This is a genomic window from Streptomyces sp. NPDC031274 (genome assembly GCF_055570235.1).
Window position 1 is genome coordinate 192,174 of the sequence record NZ_JBVIHP010000008.1, and the last position, 20,317, is coordinate 212,490.

At 70.1% G+C, this 20,317-nt stretch carries 16 protein-coding genes; 5 read left to right on the top strand and 11 right to left on the bottom strand.

The window, feature by feature from the left end:
- Nucleotides 1-5: 5 nt before the first annotated feature.
- The 3 genes from ACZ5CR_RS15615 to ACZ5CR_RS15625 form a co-directional block, all read right to left on the bottom strand.
- A complete protein-coding gene (locus ACZ5CR_RS15615; protein ID WP_468857644.1) occupies nucleotides 6-974 on the bottom strand; it encodes an NADPH:quinone oxidoreductase family protein in 969 nt (322 codons plus the stop codon).
- Between the two features lie 79 nt (nucleotides 975-1,053).
- Nucleotides 1,054-1,725, bottom strand: coding sequence for a helix-turn-helix domain-containing protein (locus ACZ5CR_RS15620; protein ID WP_468857645.1), 672 nt, complete (start codon nucleotides 1,723-1,725; stop codon nucleotides 1,054-1,056).
- A gap of 31 nt (nucleotides 1,726-1,756) precedes the next feature.
- Nucleotides 1,757-2,341 carry a TetR/AcrR family transcriptional regulator gene (locus ACZ5CR_RS15625; RefSeq protein WP_468857646.1) on the bottom strand — a complete coding sequence of 195 codons (585 nt, stop codon included), beginning with the start codon at nucleotides 2,339-2,341 and terminating at the stop codon, nucleotides 1,757-1,759.
- A gap of 206 nt (nucleotides 2,342-2,547) precedes the next feature.
- On the opposite strand from ACZ5CR_RS15625, the gene ACZ5CR_RS15630 reads away from it, so the two are divergent.
- A complete protein-coding gene (locus ACZ5CR_RS15630; RefSeq protein ID WP_468857648.1) occupies nucleotides 2,548-3,600 on the top strand; it encodes an aldo/keto reductase in 1,053 nt (350 codons plus the stop codon).
- 41 nt (nucleotides 3,601-3,641) lie between these two features.
- Nucleotides 3,642-4,565 carry an SDR family oxidoreductase gene (locus ACZ5CR_RS15635; protein ID WP_468857650.1) on the top strand — a complete coding sequence of 308 codons (924 nt, stop codon included), beginning with the start codon at nucleotides 3,642-3,644 and terminating at the stop codon, nucleotides 4,563-4,565.
- Nucleotides 4,566-4,604: 39 nt separating this feature from the next.
- On the opposite strand, the gene ACZ5CR_RS15640 is transcribed toward ACZ5CR_RS15635, so the two are convergent.
- The 8 genes from ACZ5CR_RS15640 to ACZ5CR_RS15675 form a co-directional block, all read right to left on the bottom strand.
- Complete coding sequence (locus tag ACZ5CR_RS15640) at nucleotides 4,605-5,441, bottom strand: enoyl-CoA hydratase/isomerase family protein (RefSeq protein WP_468857652.1); 837 nt, start codon at nucleotides 5,439-5,441, stop codon at nucleotides 4,605-4,607.
- A 73-nt stretch (nucleotides 5,442-5,514) separates the two neighbouring features.
- Nucleotides 5,515-6,267, bottom strand: a complete 753-nt coding sequence (locus ACZ5CR_RS15645; RefSeq protein WP_468857653.1) for a PIG-L deacetylase family protein — start codon at nucleotides 6,265-6,267, stop codon at nucleotides 5,515-5,517.
- A 41-nt stretch (nucleotides 6,268-6,308) separates the two neighbouring features.
- On the bottom strand, nucleotides 6,309-7,643 hold the full coding sequence (locus ACZ5CR_RS15650; RefSeq protein WP_468857654.1) for an alpha/beta fold hydrolase: 1,335 nt from the start codon (nucleotides 7,641-7,643) through the stop codon (nucleotides 6,309-6,311).
- Nucleotides 7,644-7,692: 49 nt separating this feature from the next.
- The gene (locus ACZ5CR_RS15655; protein ID WP_468857656.1) at nucleotides 7,693-8,709 is read right to left on the bottom strand and encodes a LacI family DNA-binding transcriptional regulator; all 1,017 of its coding nucleotides are present in this window, start codon (nucleotides 8,707-8,709) and stop codon (nucleotides 7,693-7,695) included.
- Between the two features lie 57 nt (nucleotides 8,710-8,766).
- A complete protein-coding gene (gene rhaS / locus ACZ5CR_RS15660; protein ID WP_468857657.1) occupies nucleotides 8,767-9,870 on the bottom strand; it encodes a rhamnose ABC transporter substrate-binding protein in 1,104 nt (367 codons plus the stop codon).
- A gap of 45 nt (nucleotides 9,871-9,915) precedes the next feature.
- Nucleotides 9,916-10,914: an ABC transporter permease gene (locus tag ACZ5CR_RS15665; RefSeq protein ID WP_468857658.1), complete on the bottom strand. Its 999-nt coding sequence runs from the start codon at nucleotides 10,912-10,914 to the stop codon at nucleotides 9,916-9,918.
- Nucleotides 10,907-11,947, bottom strand: coding sequence for an ABC transporter permease (locus ACZ5CR_RS15670; protein ID WP_468857660.1), 1,041 nt, complete (start codon nucleotides 11,945-11,947; stop codon nucleotides 10,907-10,909). The genes ACZ5CR_RS15665 and ACZ5CR_RS15670 overlap by 8 nt, the downstream gene beginning before the upstream one ends.
- The gene (locus ACZ5CR_RS15675) at nucleotides 11,944-13,440 is read right to left on the bottom strand and encodes a sugar ABC transporter ATP-binding protein (protein ID WP_468857661.1); all 1,497 of its coding nucleotides are present in this window, start codon (nucleotides 13,438-13,440) and stop codon (nucleotides 11,944-11,946) included. Before ACZ5CR_RS15675 ends, ACZ5CR_RS15670 begins: the two co-directional genes overlap by 4 nt.
- A 331-nt stretch (nucleotides 13,441-13,771) precedes the next feature.
- Here ACZ5CR_RS15675 and ACZ5CR_RS15680 point away from each other — a divergent pair, with 331 nt between their 5' ends.
- The 3 genes from ACZ5CR_RS15680 to ACZ5CR_RS15690 are packed head-to-tail and all read left to right on the top strand — an operon-like array spanning nucleotide 13,772 to nucleotide 20,226.
- Nucleotides 13,772-16,978, top strand: a complete 3,207-nt coding sequence (locus ACZ5CR_RS15680; protein ID WP_468857663.1) for an alpha-L-rhamnosidase — start codon at nucleotides 13,772-13,774, stop codon at nucleotides 16,976-16,978.
- Between the two features lie 33 nt (nucleotides 16,979-17,011).
- Nucleotides 17,012-18,181: an L-rhamnose isomerase gene (gene rhaI, locus ACZ5CR_RS15685; RefSeq protein WP_468857664.1), complete on the top strand. Its 1,170-nt coding sequence runs from the start codon at nucleotides 17,012-17,014 to the stop codon at nucleotides 18,179-18,181.
- 5 nt (nucleotides 18,182-18,186) lie between these two features.
- Entirely contained in the window at nucleotides 18,187-20,226 is a 2,040-nt protein-coding gene (locus ACZ5CR_RS15690) for a bifunctional aldolase/short-chain dehydrogenase (RefSeq protein WP_468857809.1), read from the top strand.
- The last annotated feature ends 91 nt before the right edge of the window (nucleotides 20,227-20,317 follow it).

Genomic DNA, 20,317 nt, shown 5'->3' on the forward strand with positions numbered 1-20,317 from the left:
ACCCGTCATACGTCGCCTCCCTCGGGGAGCACGGCCACCCGTCCCGTGGTGACTCCGTCGGCGACCCGCTGGACAGCGGCGGCAGCGTCGCTCAGCCGCACGCGCTCGCTGATGAGCGGCTTGATCGCACCCTTCGCCGCGAGCTGCGTGAGCTCCTCGTGGCAGCGGAGGATCGCCTGCGGGTCCTTGGCGTTGTACAGACCCCAGTGCAGGCCGACGACCGAGTAGTTCTTCACCAGGGCGTGGTTGAGGCCGGGCGTCGGGATGACACCGCTCGCGAAGCCGACGACGACGATCCGCCCCTCGAAGGCGACACACTTGGTCGACTGGAGGTACGCGTCGCCGCCGACGGGGTCATAGATGACGTCGGCGCCACGGCCGCCGGTGGCATCCTTGACGGCGCCGATGACATTCTCCGTACGGCGGTCGATGACCACGTCGCAGCCGAGCTCGCGCGCGACCTCGGCCTTCGCGGCGCCGCCGACGACACCGATGACCTTGGCGCCCGCCGCCTTGCCGAGCTGTACGGCGGCGGTGCCGACGCCGCCGGCGGCCGCGTGCACCAGAAGGGTCTCGCCCTCCTGGAGGTGCGCGCGGCGGTGCAGGCCGAACCAGCCGGTCTGGTAGCCGATGTGCAGCGCGGCGGCTTCCGCGTCGTCCAGGGCGTCGGGCGCGGGCAGTACGGCCGCCGCGTCCGCGATCGCGTACTCGGCGAAGCCGCCGTACGGAAGAGCGGGGTTGGCGATCACGCGCCGCCCGTCCTCGGTCTCACCGCAGATCTCCACGCCGGGCGTGAACGGCAGCGGCGGCGTGACCTGGTACTGCCCGCGGCAGAGCAGCGCGTCGGGAAAGTTGATGTTCGCGGCGCGGACCTTGAGGAGCAGTTGCCCCTCGCCCGGCACCGGCCGGTCCACCTCTTCGAGGCGCATCACCGCGCTCGGCTCGCCGTTCTGGTGCACTTGCCATGCCTGCATGCGGGGCCTCCACGGGGCTGTCGTAGACCGGGCTCCGTCGCATACTAAGCGGTCGCTTGCGTGCAGGGGAACCGTCTCGTCAGTCCGCTTCGGGCTTGGGCCGCGCGGACCGCTGAGTGGGCCGCGCCCGTACGTGCATCCGCTCCCCCTGCGGCCCGAACAGGCTGAGGAACTCCGCGGGCCCCTCCCCCGTGGACCCGAACCAGTGCGGAAGGCGCGTGTCGAACTCCGCGGCCTCGCCCGCCGTGAGGATCACGTCATGATCGGCGAGCACGAGCCGCAGCCGCCCGGACAGGACGTACAGCCACTCGTACCCCTCGTGCGTCTGCGGATCGGGCCGGACGGAGCGGGAGGGTTCGACCACCTTGTACGCCTGGAGGCCACCGGGCTGTCGGGTCAGCGGGACCATCGTGCGGCCGTGGCGGACGATCGGCTTGGCCCGCACCCGGGGGTCGCCGACGGGCGGGGCGCCGACGAGCTCGTCCAGGGCGACCTGGTGGGCGCGGGCGATGGGGAGCAGCAGTTCGAGGCTGGGCTTGCGGTGTCCTGACTCCAGGCGCGAGAGGGTGCTCACGGAGATGCCGGTGGCGGCGGCGAGGCCCGCGAGCGTCGCGCCGCGCTCCTTGCGGATGCGGCGCAGGCGGGGGCCCACCTCGGCAAGGACGCCGTTCACGGCCGAGTCCCCTCCGTCGCCCTCCACGCCGTCGGCCCCGGTGGTGGTCGCGGTCTCGGTGCTTTCGGTCGCCTTCATGACTCCATTGCAGAATCAGCAAAGGCACGTGTCAATCCCTGCTCCTGCCCGAGCGGGTGACGCCGTCCATCAGAAGGTCGAGCAGCCGCTCAGCCTGCTCGCGCTGATGGGCGGCCCCGGCCGCGAGGGTGACCCCCGCAAGGGCCATGAGGATGTCGGGCGAGGGCACGTCCGCGCGGATCACGCCCTGAGCGATCCCGGCGAGACGGAACTCTTCGATCGCGCCGGTCAGCTGCTCGCGCGTCTGCGAGCTCAGCCGCTCGTCGTTCCGCAGAAGAGTCTTGAGCGTGTCGGCCATCCCGTGCTTGGCGGCGAGATAGTCGAGCACCTGGGACATCCACGTCCGCAGGGCCCGGTCGGCGGGCAGCTCACCGAGGAGGTCCGACGTCCGGGCGGCGAGCCGAGCCGTCTCGTAGCGGTAGGTGGCGTCGACCAGTTGCTCGCGGGTCGGGAAGCGTCGATACAGGGTGGCGATCCCTACGCCCGCGTCCTTCGCGATCTGCTTCAGGGTCGCGGCTCCGCCGTCACGGGCGAAGGCCAGGGCTGCCGCGGCGAGCAGCTTGTCCTCGTTGGCCCGCGCGTCGGCTCGGATCGGTCGGCCTGACGGCTCAGGCATGCGGTTCTTCCTCTCGGCTTACAGCTCTCAGCTTCAGTTGCGGCTTGCGGCTTGCGGCTTGCGGCTTGCGGCTTGCGGCTTGCAATACGGAGTCGGCTCCGTTTAGCGTGAGGAGCAAGCGGAGCCGACTCCGTTTAAGTGGACGGTAGCAGGTTCCCCAAGCCGTTCCCTCGCACCAGCGCGACCACAGAAGGGCCGCCCACGTCATGCGGTACCGCACGCTCGGCAGTACAGGAGTCCACGTCAGCGCGTTGTGTCTGGGCGCGATGATGTTCGGCGAGTGGGGCAACCCGGATCACGACGACTCGATCGGCATCATCCGCACGGCACTCGACGCGGGCGTCAACATCATCGACACGGCCGACGTCTATTCGGGCGGCGAGTCCGAGATCATCGTCGGGAAGGCGGTCGCCGGACGGCGCGACGATGTCGTCCTGGCGACCAAGGTGTCCAGCCCCATGGGCCCTGGCCTCAACGAACGCGGCGCTTCACGGCGCTGGATCGTCCGGGCCTGCGAGGAGAGCCTGCGCCGTCTGGGCACCGATCACATCGACCTGTACCAGGTACACCGGCCCGATGAGGCGACCGACCTCGACGAGACCTTGGGCGCGCTCTCCGATCTCGTCCGCGCGGGAAAGATCCGCTATGCGGGCTCCTCGACGTTCGCCGCCTCGACGATCGTGCAGGCGCAGTGGACCGCCGAGCGGCGGCATCGCGAACGCTTCGTCTGCGAACAGCCGCCCTACTCCCTCCTGGCCCGGGGCATCGAGGGTGACGTACTGCCCACCTGCGAGACGTATCGGATGGGGGTGCTCGCCTGGAGTCCGCTGGCCGGAGGCTGGCTCTCCGGCCGCTGGCACCGCGAGGCGGCCGACCTCACCAGTCACCGCACACGGACGATGCCCTTCCGCACCACGCTCTCCCATTACGACCTGGACGTACCGGGCAACCAGGCCAAGCTCGACGCCGCCACCGAACTCGCCGGCATCGCCGACGAAGCGGGCCTGACACTGATCCAGCTGGCGCTGGCCTTCGTCACCACGCACCCCGCGGTCACCGCGGCGATCATCGGCCCCCGCACCGCCGGACACCTGCACGACCAGCTCAGCGCCGCGGACATCGTCCTGGAGCCCGACGTCCTCGACCGCATCGACCGCGTCGTGGCACCCGGCACCGACCTCAACTCCGAGGACGCGGGCTACCACGCGGCCGTCCTGGCCGACCCGAAGCGCCGCCGCCGTACCCCCGAAGCGCCTTGAGGGCATGGCACTTTGAGGCGTTCCGCGATATCGATGCGGCCATGACGGACGATGCGAACGAAGGGACCCCGCCGGGGCTTCCGGCTCCCGCCCCGGCGGGCACGAGCGCCTTGCCGGAGGGGACGTACGACGGGGCGGTCGTCCTCGTGACCGGTGGCGGGACAGGCCTGGGCAAGGCGATCGCCGCGGAGTTCGCGCGGCTCGGCGCCGACCTGGTGATCGCCGGCCGCAAGGAGGAGCGGCTGAAGGCGGCGCGGGACGAACTCGGCGCCCTCGGCGGGCGGGTGGCGGCGGTGGCGTGCGACATCCGGGACCCCGAGCGCGTCGCCGAGGTCTTCGACGCGGCGCAGGACGCGTTCGGCCTGCCAGGCGTCCTGGTCAACAACGCGGCGGCGAACTTCCCCGTACCGGCCGAGGACATGTCCCCGAACGCGTGGCGAGCGGTCGTGGACATCACCCTGACGGGGACGTTCTTCATGACGCGCGAGTTCGCCCGCCGCCATCTCGCGGCGGGCTCACCCGGCTCGGTCATCAACATCGGGGCGTCGTACGCGTGGACGGGCGGCCCCGGCTTCGCACACAGCGCGGCGGCGAAGGCGGGCGTGAAGAGCCTCGTCGAGAGCCTGGCGGTGGAGTGGGGTCCGTACGGGATCCAGGTCAACGGCCTGGTGCCGGGACTGATGCCGCACGAGGACATGACCGACGACATCCGCGGCAATCTGGATAGGGCGGCGCCCGCACAAGCTGCGCAGGCGGGGCAGTTGGGCGCTCGCCAGCCCGCCCTCCGCGTCGGCGCCCCGCGCGAACTGGGCTGGGCCGCGACCTTCCTCGCCTCGCCCTACGCCCGCTTCATCACCGGGCACACGTTGGTGGTCGACGGCGCGAACTGGCAGCGGCGGGGTCTGGTGAGCCCGGAAGTGGTGACGGTGCGCGAACAGATGGGGCGAGGTCGTTTCGAGCGATAGCCACGCTCCTCACCCTCCATCGAGCGATAGCCACGCGCCTCACTTCCCCTCGAACGTCGCCGACCGCGTCTCCCGCTTCGCCGCGTACCCCGCACGCGAGTCCTCCGACGTCAGCGTGATCGCCGCGTTCATCGCGACCCGGTCGAGGGCGGCGTCCATCCCCGCGTCCGCGTACGCGTCGATGGCCCGCTTGATGCCCTGGACGGCCAGCGGGCCATTAGCCGCGATCTCCGCGGCGACTTCGCTGGCCATCTCCGTCAACTCGGCTTGCTGGGTGATGAGTTGGACGAGGCGAAGCCGCTCGGCCGTGGCCGCGTCGATGCGGCGTCCGGTGAGCGAGAGCAGCTTGGCCCAGCCCGCGCCCGCGTCGCGCGCGATGCGCAGATCGCCGCCCGCGTCCACCGCGACGCCGATCTGCGCCTCGGGCAGCGCGAACACCGCGTCGTCGGACGCGATCCGCACGTCCGCCATCAGCGCCAGCTCGAAGCCGAAGCCCAGGCAGTATCCCTGCACAGCGGCGACGATGGGCTGCGGCAGACCCGCGAAGGCACGGAAACGTTCGTGGACCCAGCGCAGGCCCTCGTAGTAATTGCGGGTGCGCTCCGCTCCCGAACGTCCGCCGATCGCGCCGCTGTTGCTCGCGGTGACATCGATCCCGGCGCAGAACGCCCGCCCCTCGGCCCGCAGGAGAACCACCCTGATCGAGTCGTCGAAACGGATCCGGTCGGCGAAGATGCCCAGCTGACGTGTGGACTCCCAACTCCACGCGTTGAGCTTGCGCGGACAGCAGAGGGTGAGGACGCCGATGCCGTCCTCGATGTCGAGGCGCAGCCGTTCCTCACCCTCCGGGATGTCCGTACCGATGGTGTCGATCATCCAGGACCAGCTCCTGCCAACGCTCTGACGGACCATCAATTGAATGACGGCCCGTCAGCGTAGCGGGAGCCGCTCAGCGGCTGAAGACCTCGAAGGACACCGCGGGCTTCCCGCCGAAGCGCGGAGCCAGCCGCTCCGCGTTGCCGGTGAGGAACTCACGGCAGTACTTCTCGGGGTCCTCCCGCGTCAACACCTCGATGTACGTGCGGTGTTCGAGGAGCGAGCGCACGGAACGCTCAAGACCGGCCGTCGCGTCCGCCGCGTGCGTGGGCGACGAGGAACCGGCGACGGCCACCCATCGCACACCGTCCCAGGGCTCGAGCCCGTCCTTCTCGATGAGCTCGGGGAAGATCCAGCGGTTGCCCGCGTCCCCCACGGCGTCCAGAGTGGCGCGGCCGACGGCGACGTGGTCCGGGGTGTTCCAGGCGACGCCGCCCCAGGTGTCACGGTGGTTGAGCGTGATCACTAGCTCGGGGCGGTGCCTGCGGACCGCGGCGGCGATGTCGCGGCGCAGGGCCGTCCCGTACTCGATCACGCCGTCCTTGTGGTCGAGGAACTCCACGGTCGACACACCGACGACCGCCGCGCTTGCCCGCTGCTCCCTCTCGCGCAGCGGCCCGCAGGTGGCGGGGTCCAGGGTGTCGATGCCCGCCTCACCGCGGCTGGCCAGGAGGTAGGCGACCTCGCGACCGCCGTCCGTCCAACCGGCGATCGCGGCCGAGCAGCCGTACTCCAGGTCGTCGGGGTGGGCCACGACGGCGAGGGCGCGCTGCCAGTCCTCGGGCATGGGTGTGAGCTGGTCGTTCACATGCAACGGCTCTGTCATGCCCGCAGCCTAGCTTCGCGGGGCCCCCGGGCGGGGTGACCTCAGGCCTCGCCCCGGGCGAGCGCGAGGAGCCGGTCCAGGACGCGCGGTGAACCCACCCGCAGGCCGTCGTGCTCGTACTCGTCGGTGACCCAGGTCCGCAGGCCGCGGATGGAGCGAGCCGTACGCAGGGATTGTTCGGTGTCCACGTACAGGTCGTCGTGGTAGATGGCAGCGGCGGCGGGCACCTCGTTCGCGGCGAGGCGTGCCGTGTCGTACAGGGGCGCCCAATCGGTGCGTGCGGCGAGGAGTTCGGCGGTCTCGCGCAAGGGCCGCAGGGCCGGATCGCAGTCGAACTGCCAGCGCTGGACCGCTTCCCCGGTGAACAGCAGCGGCGCCTCCCCGGCGAGTGTCCTGCCGGGGTCGAACCGCGGGAACTCGCCGCGCAGCCGCTCGGCCGACCAGTCGGTGGGCCGCTCGCCCTGGCCGTAGATCGTCTCGTGCATCAGCGCGAAGAGCGGGCGGCTCGCGAGCGACAGGTTGGCCTGTACGTCTTCCTGGAACGCGTCGGAGAGCGCGGGCCCCGCCGGGGTCCGTACGAAGGCGTCCTCGATGAGGTAGTGCAGGCGGTGGCTGCCGTCCTTCGAGCCGAGCAGCATGCCGAGGGACTGGAACGCCTCGACGGTGAGGCGGTAGCCGCCGTTCAGGACCGGCTCGTGCTCGGCGAGGTGGGCGGCGATGCGGCGGGCGCGCTCGACGTCCTGAGGGTAGCGGGCGTAGTGGGCGGCGGTCTTGCGTTCCATGCGCGGGTAGGCGGCGCGGTAGACGTCGTCCGCGTGACCGTCGAGCGTGGGCAGGCCGCCGGTGATGAGGGCGGTGTGCAGGCCTTCGGGGGCCGCCGACAGGTAGTGGGTCGCGCAGAAGCCGCCGAAGCTCTGGCCGAGGACGGTCCAAGGGGCACCGCCTGTCAGCTCGCGCCGGATCAGCTCGCAGTCGCGGACGATGGAGTCGGCGCGGAAGTGCGTGAGGTAGTCGGCCTGTTCGCGGGGGCCGCCGCGCAGCGGAAGCGTCTGGCGCGTGGCCGGAGTGGAGCTGCCCGTTCCGCGCTGGTCGAGAAGCAGCACCCTGAAGTCCTGCAGCGCCCGGCCGAGCCACGCCTCCTTGCCCGCGAACCGGTTGGCCCCGCATCCCGGGCCGCCCTGCAGATACACCAGCCACGGCAGGTCCGCGGCGTCCCCGTGCGCGCTCGCCACGGCCTCGCGGGCGAAGACCTCGATCCGCTCCCCCGCCGGGTCGCCGTGGTCGAGGGGAACGGAGAAGCGGTGGTCGGTGAGGACGACTCCGGGCTGACGGTAGGAGGCGGTGGCGGTCAAGAGGGCTCCTGGACGTGGGCGCATGCGGAACGGGACACTTCGCCCCAGTTCAGCACACCCGCCGCGGGAGCGTTCAGCGGGGCGCCAGGCTGGAGCGCCGCACCACCAGCTCCGGCTGGAGCACCACGCGCCGGTGATCATGTTCTTCGGAGTCGGCGTCCGACTCGGACTCCTCCAGGAGGAGTTCCGCGGCCATCGCGCCCATCTTGATGGCGGGCTGACGCACCGAGGTGAGCGGGACAACGGCCGCGGCGGCGAATTCGATGTCGTCGTAACCGACGATGGCGATGTCCTCGGGCACGCTGACCCCGGCCGCGTACATCGCCTGGAGCACCCCGAGGGCGAGCAGGTCGTTGGCGCAGAAGACGGCGGTCGGCCGCTCGGCGAGCCCCAGGACGCGGGCGCCCGCGTCGCGTCCCGCGGCCACGTCGAGGCGTTCGGTGGGCAGTTCCCGCAGCGCCGACGCAGGCAGACCGGCCTCGGCCAGGGCCTGCAACGCTCCCTGCCTGCGGTCCTTGACCTGGTTGAGTCCGGGCGGACCGCTCACGTACGCGATGCTGCGGTGCCCCGTGTCGACGAGATGGCGCACGGCAAGCGCTCCCCCGAGGACGTCGTCCACGGAGACGGAGCACTCGGTGGCGCCTTCGGCGACCCGGTCGACCAGGACGAACGGGATGGCGTGTCTGCGGAACGCCTCGATGTTGCGCCCCGTCGCGTCGGCCGGGGTCAGCAGGACGCCACGTACTCGCTGTTCCGCGAAGAGCGCCAGATACTCGGCCTCTTCGGAGGGGCTCTGTCCGCTGTTGCACATCATGACGCGGAGCCCGGCGTCGCGCGCGGCCCGCTCGGCACCGCGCGCGACGTCCACGAAGAAGGGGTTACCCATGTCGAGCACGAGGAGCGCCATGATGCGGCTCTGGCCGGCGCGCAGCTGCCGTGCGGACTCGCTGCGGACGTAGCCGAGCCGTTCGATCACGGACTGCACCCGGTGGCGGGTCTCCTCGGAGACCACGTCCGGACGGTTGATCACGTTCGACACCGTGCCCACCGACACACCGGCGTGCTTCGCCACGTCCTTGATGCCGACCATGCGTCCCCTTGTTCCTCTGCTCGTGCGGCGCCTTGTGCGGCGCCGCGTGCGATCCCCTCAGAATTTGTACTGGTCGATGTTCTTCTTGTCGAAAACGGTCGGTTCGCCGAGATCGACGACTCCCTTGTCACCGATGGTGAAGCTGCCGAGGTCGCCCGCCTCGAACTCCTCGCCCTTCTTGCCCGTGATCTGGCCGGACTTCAGGGCTACGGCGGCGTGGGCGGCGAGCGCGCCGAGCTTGGCCGGGTCCCACAGTTCGAAGCCCTCGACGGTGCCGTTCTTCACGTACTGGCGCATGTCGTTGGGCGTGCCGAGGCCGGTGAGCTTCACCTTGCCCTTGTACTTGGATCCCGAGAGGTACTGGGCGGCCGCCTTGATGCCGACCGTCGTCGGCGAGATGATCCCGGCCAGCTTCGGGTGCTCCTGCAACAGTCCCTGGGTCTGCTGGAAGGACTGCTGGGCGTCGTCGTTGCCGTAGGCCGTCTTGACCAGCTTCATGTTCTTGTACTTGGGCTTCTTCAGCTCCTTCTTCATGTAGCCGATCCAGGTGTTCTGGTTCGTCGCGGTCTGGGCGGCGGAGAGGATCGCGATGTCGCCCTTGTAGCCGAGCTGCTTGCCCAGGAGCTCCACCTGGGTGCGGCCGAGCGCCTCGGCGCTGGACTGCGAGACGAAGACGTCACGGCATCCGGGGTTGGTGTCGGAGTCGTACGTGACGACCTTGATGTCGTTCTTCATGGCCTGCTTGAGGGCGGTGCACAGGGCGCCGGGGTCCTGTGCGGAGACGGCCATGGCGTCGACCTGCTGCTGGGTGAGCGTGTTGACGTAGCTGACCTGTCCGCTGGTGTCGGTGGCGCTGTTGGGCCCTGTCTCCTTGTATGAGGAACCGAGCTCCTTGAGCGCCTTCTCGCCGCCCTTGTCGGCGACGGTGAAGTACGGGTTGTTGACCTGCTTGGGCAGGAAGGCGACGGTGAGGCCCTTCTTGGTGGCCGCGCCCGGGTCGGCCTTGGCGTTCGAGGCCTTGCCCGCGTCGTCGTTCTTCGAGGACTCCTTGGTCGTACCTGAGCAGGCGGTGGCGGTGAGGGCGAGCGAGGTGACGGCGGCCAGGGTCACGCAGGCGCGGGTGAGGGCGGAGCGGCGGACAGATCGGCGGGGAGAGAGCATCGTTGGTCCCTTTCGGACGTGTCGACTTGTCGGCGGTACGAGGAGTCAGCGGGCGGGTGCGGCGGCGCGGCGGACCGCTCTGGCGACGGCGATCTGGCGGGCCACGCGCGGCCCGAGCACGGAGACCACGAGCAGCACGCCGGTGACGACGATCTGCGACTGTGCGGAGACATTGAGCAGGCTCATCGCGTTCTGTAGGCCGCCGAGCAGGAAGACTCCGGCGATCGCGCCGCCGAGGGTCCCCTTGCCGCCGTCGAAGTCGATGCCGCCGAGCAGTACGGCGGCGACGACGGACAGTTCGAGCCCGGTGGCGTTGTCGTAGCGGGCGCTCGCGTAGTGCAGGGCCCAGAAGATGCCCGTGAGCGAGGCCATGAGCCCGGTGAGGACGAACAGCCACAGCTTGTGCCGCTTGACGCGGACACCGGCGAACCGCGCCGCCTCCTCGTTGGCGCCGATCGCGAAGAGCGAGCGGCCGAAGGGAGTGGCGTGCAGGACGACTACGGCGATCGCGAGCAGCGCGAGGAAGGGCAGGAAGGCGTACGGCAGGAAGGTGTCGCCGACTCGTCCGGCCGCGAAGTCCAGGTACTGCGAGGGAAAGTCGGTGACGGCGTCGGAGCCGAGGACGATCTGTGCGATGCCCCGGTAGGCGGCCATGGTGCCGATGGTCACGGCGAGCGAGGGCAGCCCCAGACGGGTCACCAGGAGGCCGTTGACGAGGCCGCAGACCACTCCGAGGAGGAGCACGAGCGGAATGATCGTCTCGATGGCCATGCCCGCGTTCCAGAGGGCGCCCATCACCGCTCCGGAGAGCCCCGCCGTCGAGGCCACCGACAGATCGATCTCTCCGGAGACGACGAGGAGCGTCATCGGAAGGGCGATGAGGGCGATGGGCAGCGTGTTCCCGATGAGGAACGACAGGTTGAGGGCGTTTCCGAAACCGTCCACAAAGGAGAAAGACATCAGGAGGAGGACGACAAGGAGAGCGCCGACAACGGTGTCCCAGCGGATGGCGCGCGTCAGCGTGAGCCGGTTGGGGTCAGCCATGGCGGGCGTTCCTCTTCTTCAGGGCCTTGGCGACGCGCAGGGCGACGACCCGGTCGACGGCGATGGCCAGGACGAGCAGTACGCCGTTGATGGCGAGCACCCATACGGAGCTGACGCCGAGCGCGGGAAGCACGCTGTTGATGGACGTGAGCAGCAAGGCGCCGAGTGCCGCACCGTAGACGCTGCCGGAGCCGCCGGTGAACACGACGCCGCCGACCACGACGGCGCTGACGACGGTGAGTTCATAGCCGTTGCCTGTGGCGGAGTCGACGTTGCCGAAGCGGGCCAGGTAGAGCGCGCCGGCGAGTCCGGCGAGCGCTCCGCACGCCGTGTAGGCGGCGAGGATGCGCTTGCGTACCGGGATGCCCGCGAGCCGCGCGGCCTCGGGGTTGGAGCCGAGGGCGTAGAGCTCGCGTCCGCCGCCGAAGTGCCGCAGGTAGTACGCGACCGCGACCAGGACGGCGAGCGCGATCAGCGCCAGATACGGCACGGCCGAGATCCCGCCGGAGCCGAAGTCGACGAAGCCGTCCGGCAGGTCGGACGCGGTGATCTGCCGGGAGCCCACCCAGATCGAGTCGATGCCCCGGATGACGTAGAGGGTGCCGAGTGTCACGACGAGCGCGGGCACCTGGCCGAGGCTGACGAGCGCTCCGTTGAGCAGGCCGCAGCCGACGCCGAGCGCGACGGCGAGGAGGATCGCGACCGTCGGGTCGCCGCCGCCCTGGAGGTGGTTGCCCGCGGCGAAGGCGCTGATCCCGAGCGTGGAGCCGACCGACAGGTCGACGTTGCGGGTGATGACGACCAGGGCCTGTCCGGTCGCGACGAGGACGAGAATGGTCGCGTTCAGGAGCAGGTCCTTGATGCCCTGCTCGGACAGGAACTCGCTGTTGCCCGCCTGGGTGATGCCGATCATCACCAGGAAGACAAGCAGGATGGCCAGTTCGCGCATCTTGAAGACGCGGTCGACCAGGCGCGTGCCCGCGGCCTTCTCGGGGTCGACGGCGGGTGCGGGGTTCCGCGTGGTCACGCTCATGCCGTCCTCCCTGTGGCGGCCGCCATCACGGTCTCCTCGGTCGCCCGCGCGCGCGGGATCTCGGCGGTGAGCCGTCCTTCGTGCATGACGAGGACCCGGTCGGCCATGCCGAGGATCTCGGGCAGGTCGGAGGAGATCATCAGGACCGCGACCCCCTCGGCGGCGAGTTCGGAGAGCAAGCGGTGCACTTCGGCCTTGGTGCCGACGTCGATGCCGCGGGTGGGTTCGTCCACGATCAGCACTTGGGGCCTGGTGGCCAGCCACTTGGCGAGGACGACTTTCTGCTGGTTGCCGCCTGACAGGGTGCCGACGGCGTCGGCGATCCGCGCGTACTTCACCTGGAGCCGCACCGCCCAGTCGAGCGAGCGGCTGCGTTCGGCGCCGCGGTCCATGAGACCGGCCCGCACGGTCGTGCGCAGCCCGGTGAGCCCGATGTTGCGCTCGATGGACATGTCCATCACCAGGCCCTGCGCGCGGCGGTCCTCGGGGACGAGCGCGAGCCCGGCGGCCATGGCGGTACTGGGGGCGCCGTTGATCAACGCCTTCCCCTGCACCTCGACCGTTCCGGCATCCCACCGGTCGACGCCGAACACGGCCCGCGCGACCTCGCTGCGACCGGCGCCGACGAGTCCCGCGAGGCCGACGATCTCGCCGCGCCGCACGTCGAACGACACGTCGGTGAAGACGCCCTCACGGGTCAGCCTGCGGACGCTGAGCGCGACTTCGCCGACCTCTGTGTCCTGCTTCGGGTAGAGCTCGTCGAGATCGCGGCCCACCATGCGGCGTACGAGATCGTCCTCGGCCAGGCCGTCCAGCGGCTCGCTCGCGATCAGGCCACCGTCCCGGAGCGTGGTGACGCGCTGGCACAGCTCGAAGATCTCCTCGAGACGGTGCGAGATGAAAAGCACCGCGGCGCCCTGTTCGCGCAGGGTGCGCACGACGCCGAAGAGGCGGGCCACTTCGCTGCCGGTGAGCGCCGCGGTCGGTTCGTCCATGATCAGGACCCGGGCGTCGAAGGAGAGCGCCTTGGCGATCTCGACGATCTGCTGGTCGGCGATGGAGAGCCCGCGAGCGGGCTGCTCGGGGTCGAGGTCCACGGCAAGACGCTTGAAGAGCGCGTCGGCCGCCGCGTGTACGGACTTGTGGTCGACGCGGCCGAAGGAGCGGCGGGGCTGGCGCCCCATGAAGATGTTCTCCGCGACGGAGAGGTCGGGGAAGAGCGTCGGCTCCTGGTAGATGACGGCGACGCCCGCGTCCCTGGCGTCACCGGGGCCGTGGAAGACGACCGGGGACCCGTCGAGCGACAACTCCCCCGTGTCCGGCCGGCGGACCCCGGCGAGGGTCTTGATGAGGGTGGATTTCCCTGCGCCGTTCTCGCCCGCGAGGGCGTGCGCCTCACCGGCGTACAGCTCCAGGGAGACATCGTGCAGGGCGCGCACGGCCCCGAAGGACTTGCTCAGGCCCTGCACGGCAAGGACGGGGGGCTCTCTCATAGGTAGCACCGATCGGTCACGAAGGGCATGCCGCTCTGGCATGGGGGATCAGGTGTCGGGCGTACGGCATCCGACGCGCTGGGCGTCGAGTGCCGGGTGTCGGACGTCATGGGGAGTCACTCGCCGGACACGTGGCGTGAAAGGTTTCAATCAATTTTCAGGGAAGCTAAACCCGCACCAACTCCGGCGTCAATGGTCGTGACTTGAGAATCCTGTTGTCACTCCGTGCACCAAGGGTGAAGCACTCAAGTCCCCTTGACAGGAGTCGGCGATCTCCCTAGCTTCGCCTCTCGTGAAACGATTCATCGTCGAGTCGTTACGGAGTCGAGTTGTGATCAGCAGAAGACGACTGCTCAGCACCACCGCCACGGCCGCCCTGGGCACTGCCATGGCCGCCGGAGCCGTTTCCCCCGCACAGGCCGCCGGGGCCGCCCCCTCCGCCGGAGGGCGCTCCCTACGTGTGACCAGACCGACCGTCGAGTACGTGAGAAACCCGCTCGGCCTCGACGTGCCGCGCCCCAGGCTGAGTTGGCCCCTGACGTCCGACAAGGACGGCCAGGAGCAGTCGGCCTACCAAGTGCGCGTTGCCACCGCCCCGGGCCGCCTCACCGAGCCCGACGTCTGGGACAGCGGCAAGGTCGCGTCCAGCGACTCCGCCCTGGTCCCGTACGCGGGCCCCGGCCTCAAGTCCCGTACGCGCTACTACTGGTCGGTCCGGGTCTGGGACGCCTCGGGCAAGGCCTCAGCGTGGAGTGAGCCCTCCTGGTGGGAGACCGGGCTCTCCGCGGCGAAGGACTGGTCGGCACAGTGGATCGGCGCACCCGCCTCCCTGGTGGGCGCGCCCGCCCTGGACGACGCCTCGTGGATCTGGTTCCCCGAGGGAGACCCCGCGACCAGCGCCCCTGCGGCCACCCGTTGGTTCCGCGGCCGCGTCGATGTCCCCGAAGGGGTCACTCGCGCACGGCTGGTCATGACGGCCGACGACGGCTACACCGCGTACGTGAACGGCGCGCGGGTGGCCCACAGCGAAGCGGACAGCGCCGCCGACAACTGGCGCCGCCCCGTGGTCGTCAACGTGACCGACCGGCTGCGCCCCGGCGCCGCGGTCGTCGCCGTCTCGGCCACCAATGCCACGACAGGGCCCGCCGGTCTGCTCGGCGTGCTCGAACTGACGACCGCCGACGGCGTACGCACCCTCACCACCGACGGCACGTGGAAGACGACCGACAAGGAGCCGTCGGGCGACTGGCAATCGACGGGGTACGACGACGGCTCCTGGGCCGCGTCGAAGACCCTCGCCCCGTGGGGTTCGGGCCCCTGGGGCAAGGTCGCTCCAAACCACTGTCCCGCCGCCCAACTGCGCCACGAGTTCCGTCTGCGGGCGGGCAAGAAGGTCGCGCGGGCCCGGCTGTACTCCACGGCTCTCGGCCTCTACGACGCGTGGCTCAACGGCGAGCGTGTCGGCGACGACCGTCTGGCGCCGGGCTGGACCGACTACGACAAGCGGGTCCAGTACCAGACGTACGACGTGACCAAGCAACTCAAGTCCGGCGCCAACGCGCTCGGCGTGACGGTCGCGGTCGGTTGGTACGCGGGGAACGTCGGCATGTTCGGTCCGCACCAGTACGGCGATCGACCGGCGTTCCTCGGCCAGCTGGAGGTCACGTACACCGACGGCTCGACCGACCGTGTGCTCTCCGGCACCCGATGGCGCACCGCCACCGGTCCGGTGACCGCCGCCGACCTGCTGTCGGGCGAGGACTACGACGCCCGTCTGGAGACCGCGGGCTGGACGCGCGCCGGGTTCGACGACTCGGAGTGGATCGCGGCGGACGCCATCGACACGGTCAAGGCCGCCGTCGTGGCCCAGATCGACGGGCACGCGCGCGTGGAGAGCGAGATATCGGCCCGGAAGGTGAGTGAGCCGAAGCCCGGTGTGTTCGTCTTCGACCTCGGTCAGAACATGGTCGGCGCGGTCCGCCTCAACGTCTCCGGTAAGGCCGGCACGAAGGTCCAGCTCCGCCACGCGGAGGTCCTCAACCCCGACGGCACGCCCTACACCACCAATCTGCGGACCGCGCGCGCCACGGACACCTACACGCTCAAGGGCGGCGGCAAGGAGACGTACGAGCCGCGGTTCACCTTCCACGGCTTCCGCTACGTCGAGGTGACGGGCTACCCGGGCAAGCCACCGCTTGACGCGGTGGTGGGCCGCGTGATCCACACGTCGGCGCCGTTCACCATGGACTTCAAGACGAACGTCCCCATGCTCAACCAGCTGCACAGCAACATCACATGGGGGCAGCGCGGCAACTTCCTCTCCATCCCCACCGACACCCCCGCACGCGACGAGCGGCTCGGCTGGACCGGCGACATCAACGTCTTCGCGCCGACCGCCGCCTACACGATGGAATCGGCGCGCTTCCTCACCAAGTGGCTCGACGACCTGCGCGACGGGCAGCCCGACGACGGTGCCTTCCCCGACGTGGCCCCGTTCGTCGGCACGGTGGGCAAGGGCGTGGCCGGCTGGGGCGACGCCGGAGTGACCGTCCCCTGGGCGCTGTACCAGGCCTACGGGGACAAGCGCGTCCTGGAGCAGTCCTGGTCGTCGATGCTGAAGTGGCTGGAGTACCTGGAGAAGCACAGCAGCGGATACCTGCGCCCCGCCGAGGGCTACGGGGACTGGCTCAACATCCAGGACGAGACCCCCAAGGACGTCATCGGCACGGCCTACTTCGCGCACAGCGCCGATCTGGTCGCGCGGACCGCCGAAGCCCTTGGCAAGGACCCTGCCCCGTACAAGAAGCTCTTCGGCAGTGTCCGGGACGCCTTCCGTGCGGCGTACGTGAGCGGCGGCGGCCGGGTGAAGGGCGACACGCAGACCGCGTACGTCCTGGCTCTGTCCATGGACCTGCTCAAGGACGGCGACCGCGCACCGGCGGCCACCCGCCTGGTGGAGCTCATCAAGTCCAAGGAATGGCACCTGTCGACGGGCTTCCTGGGCACCCCGCGCCTGCTGCCCGTCCTCACCGCCACCGGCCACACGGACGTGGCCTATCGCCTCCTCGTCCAGAGGTCCTTCCCCAGCTGGGGTTACCAGATCGACAAGGGCGCCACGACGATGTGGGAGCGCTGGGACTCCATCAAGCCGGACGGCAGCTTCCAGGACGCCGGCATGAACTCCTTCAACCACTACGCGTACGGCTCGGTGGGTGAGTGGATGTACGCGAACATCGCGGGCATCGCACCGGCCGACCCGGGCTTCCGCAAGATCCTCGTCCGCCCGCGCCCCGGCGGCGGCGTGACCGAGGCGACGAGCAGCTTCGACGCGCTTTACGGCCCCGTCACCACCCACTGGAAGACGGACTCCGACGGATTCCGTCTCACTCTCACCCTGCCCGCCAACACCACCGCGGAGGTGTGGATCCCCGCCGACGAACGCACGCAAGTGAAGCACGACGCGGCGGAGTTCCTGCGGATGGAGGACGGCTGCGCCGTCTTCGCCGCCGCCTCCGGCACCCACCGCTTCTCCAACTGACCCACCTCGACCGCTCTTTCGGAAGGCTGCGCGATGACCGCCGGAACCAGCAAGGACGCCGTGAAAGCGGCACTCACCACCCAGGCCCTGGAGACCCCGTCCTGGGCGTACGGCAACTCCGGTACGCGCTTCAAGGTCTTCGCGCAGCCAGGTGTCCCCCGCACGACCCGGGAGAAGATCGATGACGCCGCCCGGGTGCACGCACACACGGGCGTGGCTCCCCGGGTGGCTCTGCACATCCCCTGGGACAAGGTCGACGACTACGCGGCCCTCGCGGAGTACGCCACCGGGCAAGGTGTGCGGCTCGGAGCGATCAACACCAATGTCTTCCAGGACGACGACTACAAGCTCGGCTCGGTCACCAACCCGGACCCGGCGATCCGGCGCAAGGCACTCGGCCATCTCCTGGAGTGCGTGGACGTCATGGACGCGACGGGTTCACGCGACCTGAAGCTCTGGTTCTCCGACGGCATCAACTATCCCGGCCAGGACGACATCCGCAGCCGCCAGGACCGCCTGTCCGAAGCCCTGCGGGCCACCTACGAACGCCTCGGCGACGACCAGCGCATGCTCATCGAGTACAAGCTCTTCGAGCCGGCCTTCTACGCGACGGACATCCCGGACTGGGGCACGGCGTACGCGCACTGCCTGAAGCTCGGGCCCAAGGCACAGGTCGTCGTCGACACCGGCCACCACGCGCCCGGCACCAACATCGAGTTCATCGTCGCCACGCTGCTGCGCGAGGGCCGTCTCGGCGCCTTCGACTTCAACTCGCGCTTCTACGCGGACGACGACCTGATGGCGGGCGCCGCCGACCCCTTCCAGCTGTTCCGGATCATGTACGAGGTCATCCGCGGCGGCGGCTTGGACTCCGACATCGCGTTCATGCTCGACCAGTGCCACAACATCGAGGCGAAGATCCCGGCGATCATCCGCTCGGTGATGAACGTGCAGGAGGCCACGGCGAAGGCACTCCTTGTCGACGCCGACGCGCTGGCCGAGGCCCAGCGGACCGGCGACGTCCTCGCCGCCAACGCCGCCCTGATGGATGCCTTCAACACGGACGTACGTCCCCTACTGGCAGAAGTCAGGGAGGACTCGGGGATCGACCCGGATCCCATGAGGGCCTATCAGCGGTCAGGCTGGCAGGAGCAGATCGTCAAGGACCGCGTGGGCGGCGAGCAGGCCGGATGGGGGGCATGAGCGACATGACACAGCACGCACGGATCAAGGAACTCCTGGAGCGCGCACACCGCTTGGGCGCCGACCCGCGCAACACGAACTACGCGGGCGGCAACGCCTCGGCGAAGGGCACGGCCCCCGACCCGGTCACCGGCGCGGACACGGACCTGATGTGGGTCAAGGGCTCGGGCGGCGACCTGGGCACCCTTACCGAGGAGGGCCTCGCGGTCCTGCGCCTCGACCGCCTCCACGCACTCAAGGAGGTGTACGGGGGCGCGGACCGTGAGGACGAGATGGTCGCCGCCTTCGACTACTGCCTGCACGGCAAGGGCGGCGCGGCCCCTTCCATCGACACGGCGATGCACGCCCTGGTGGACGCACCGCACGTGGACCACCTCCACCCCGACTCGGGCATCGCCCTGGCGTGCGCCGCGGACGGCGAGAAGCTGACGGCCGAGTGCTTCGGCGCCACGGTGGCCTGGGTGCCCTGGCGCCGCCCCGGCTTCCAACTGGGCCTGGACATCGCCGCAGTGCAGGCGGCGAACCCCGATGCCATCGGCTGCGTCCTGGGCGGTCACGGCATCACGGCGTGGGGCGCCACAGCGGACGAGTGCGAGCGCAACTCTCTGCACATCATCCGCACGGCGGAGGCGTTCCTCGCGGAACGCGGCAAAGCCACCCCCTTCGGCGACCCCCTGGACGACTACGCCCCTCTCCCCACCGCCGAACGCCACCGGCGCGCGGCCGAACTGGCCCCGCACATCCGCTCGCTGGCCTCGCGGGACCGCGCCCAGATCGGCCACTTCACCGACACGGACACCGTCCTCGACTTCCTGGCCTCCACCGAACACCCGCGCCTGGCAGCCCTGGGCACCTCCTGCCCGGACCACTTCCTCCGTACGAAGGTCAGGCCGCTGGTCCTGGACCTCCCGCCCACCGCCCCGCTCTCGGAGGCCATCACCCGCCTCAAGGAGTTGCACACCGCGTACCGAGAGGAGTACGCGGCCTACTACACCCGCCACGCCGATCCTGCCTCTCCCGCGATGCGCGGTGCCGACCCGGCGATCGTCCTCGTTCCTGGCGTGGGGATGTTCTCCTTCGGCAAGGACAAGCAGACAGCGCGCGTGGCGGGCGAGTTCTATGTGAACGCCATCAACGTCATGCACGGCGCCGAAGCCGTCTCCACGTACGCCCCGATCGACGAGTCGGAGAAGTTCCGCATCGAGTACTGGCCGCTGGAGGAGGCAAAGCTCCAGCGCCTGCCCAAGCCCAAACCGCTGGCCACCCGGGTGGCCCTGGTGACCGGCGCGGGCAGCGGCATCGGCAAGGCGATCGCGCACCGCTTGGTCGCGGAGGGTGCCTGCGTCGCGGTGGCGGACCTCAACACGGAGAACGCCGAGACCGTGGCGGAGGAGTTGGGCGGCCCCGACAAGGCCATCGCCGTCTCCATGGACGTCACGTCCGAAGACCAGATCACTGCCGCCTTCAACGCCACAGCCCTGGCTTTCGGCGGAGTGGACCTGGTGGTGAACAACGCGGGCATCTCCATCTCCAAGCCGCTGCTCGACACCACGGCCCGTGACTGGGACCTGCAGCACGACATCATGGCCCGCGGCTCCTTCCTCGTCTCCCGCGAGGCGGCCCGCATCATGCGGGATCAGGCCCTGGGCGGCGACATCATCTACATCACGTCCAAGAACGCGGTGTTCGCGGGCCCGAACAACATCGCGTACTCCGCCACCAAGGCCGACCAGGCCCACCAGGTCCGCCTCCTGGCAGCCGAGTTGGGCGAGTTCGGCATACGTGTCAACGGCATCAACCCGGACGGCGTGGTCCGCGGCTCGGGGATCTTCGCGGGCGGCTGGGGCGCGCAGCGCGCGGCAACGTACGGGATCGAGGAGGAGAACCTGGGCGCCTTCTACGCCCAACGAACCCTCCTCAAGCGCGAGGTGCTCCCCGGGCACGTGGCCAACGCGGTCTTCGCCCTGACGGCGGGCGACCTCACTCACACGACAGGCCTGCACATACCGGTGGACGCGGGCGTCGCGGCAGCGTTCCTCAGGTAGCCACAGCCCCCTCCGGTCGGCGCAGCACACCCGGCCGGAGGGACGCTCCCGAGTCGGCCGAGAGGACACCGGCCCGCAGCCGCACCCGCAC

Coding starts and splice junctions, on each gene's coding strand:
- ACZ5CR_RS15615 (WP_468857644.1), bottom strand. CDS start 974: ATGCAGGCATGGCAAGTGCACCAGAACGGCGAGCCGAGCGCGGTGATG.
- ACZ5CR_RS15620 (WP_468857645.1), bottom strand. CDS start 1,725: ATGAAGGCGACCGAAAGCACCGAGACCGCGACCACCACCGGGGCCGAC.
- ACZ5CR_RS15625 (WP_468857646.1), bottom strand. CDS start 2,341: ATGCCTGAGCCGTCAGGCCGACCGATCCGAGCCGACGCGCGGGCCAAC.
- ACZ5CR_RS15630 (WP_468857648.1), top strand. CDS start 2,548: ATGCGGTACCGCACGCTCGGCAGTACAGGAGTCCACGTCAGCGCGTTG.
- ACZ5CR_RS15635 (WP_468857650.1), top strand. CDS start 3,642: ATGACGGACGATGCGAACGAAGGGACCCCGCCGGGGCTTCCGGCTCCC.
- ACZ5CR_RS15640 (WP_468857652.1), bottom strand. CDS start 5,441: ATGATCGACACCATCGGTACGGACATCCCGGAGGGTGAGGAACGGCTG.
- ACZ5CR_RS15645 (WP_468857653.1), bottom strand. CDS start 6,267: ATGACAGAGCCGTTGCATGTGAACGACCAGCTCACACCCATGCCCGAG.
- ACZ5CR_RS15650 (WP_468857654.1), bottom strand. CDS start 7,643: ATGCGCCCACGTCCAGGAGCCCTCTTGACCGCCACCGCCTCCTACCGT.
- ACZ5CR_RS15655 (WP_468857656.1), bottom strand. CDS start 8,709: ATGGTCGGCATCAAGGACGTGGCGAAGCACGCCGGTGTGTCGGTGGGC.
- rhaS (WP_468857657.1), bottom strand. CDS start 9,870: ATGCTCTCTCCCCGCCGATCTGTCCGCCGCTCCGCCCTCACCCGCGCC.
- ACZ5CR_RS15665 (WP_468857658.1), bottom strand. CDS start 10,914: ATGGCTGACCCCAACCGGCTCACGCTGACGCGCGCCATCCGCTGGGAC.
- ACZ5CR_RS15670 (WP_468857660.1), bottom strand. CDS start 11,947: ATGAGCGTGACCACGCGGAACCCCGCACCCGCCGTCGACCCCGAGAAG.
- ACZ5CR_RS15675 (WP_468857661.1), bottom strand. CDS start 13,440: ATGAGAGAGCCCCCCGTCCTTGCCGTGCAGGGCCTGAGCAAGTCCTTC.
- rhaI (WP_468857664.1), top strand. CDS start 17,012: ATGACCGCCGGAACCAGCAAGGACGCCGTGAAAGCGGCACTCACCACC.
- ACZ5CR_RS15690 (WP_468857809.1), top strand. CDS start 18,187: ATGACACAGCACGCACGGATCAAGGAACTCCTGGAGCGCGCACACCGC.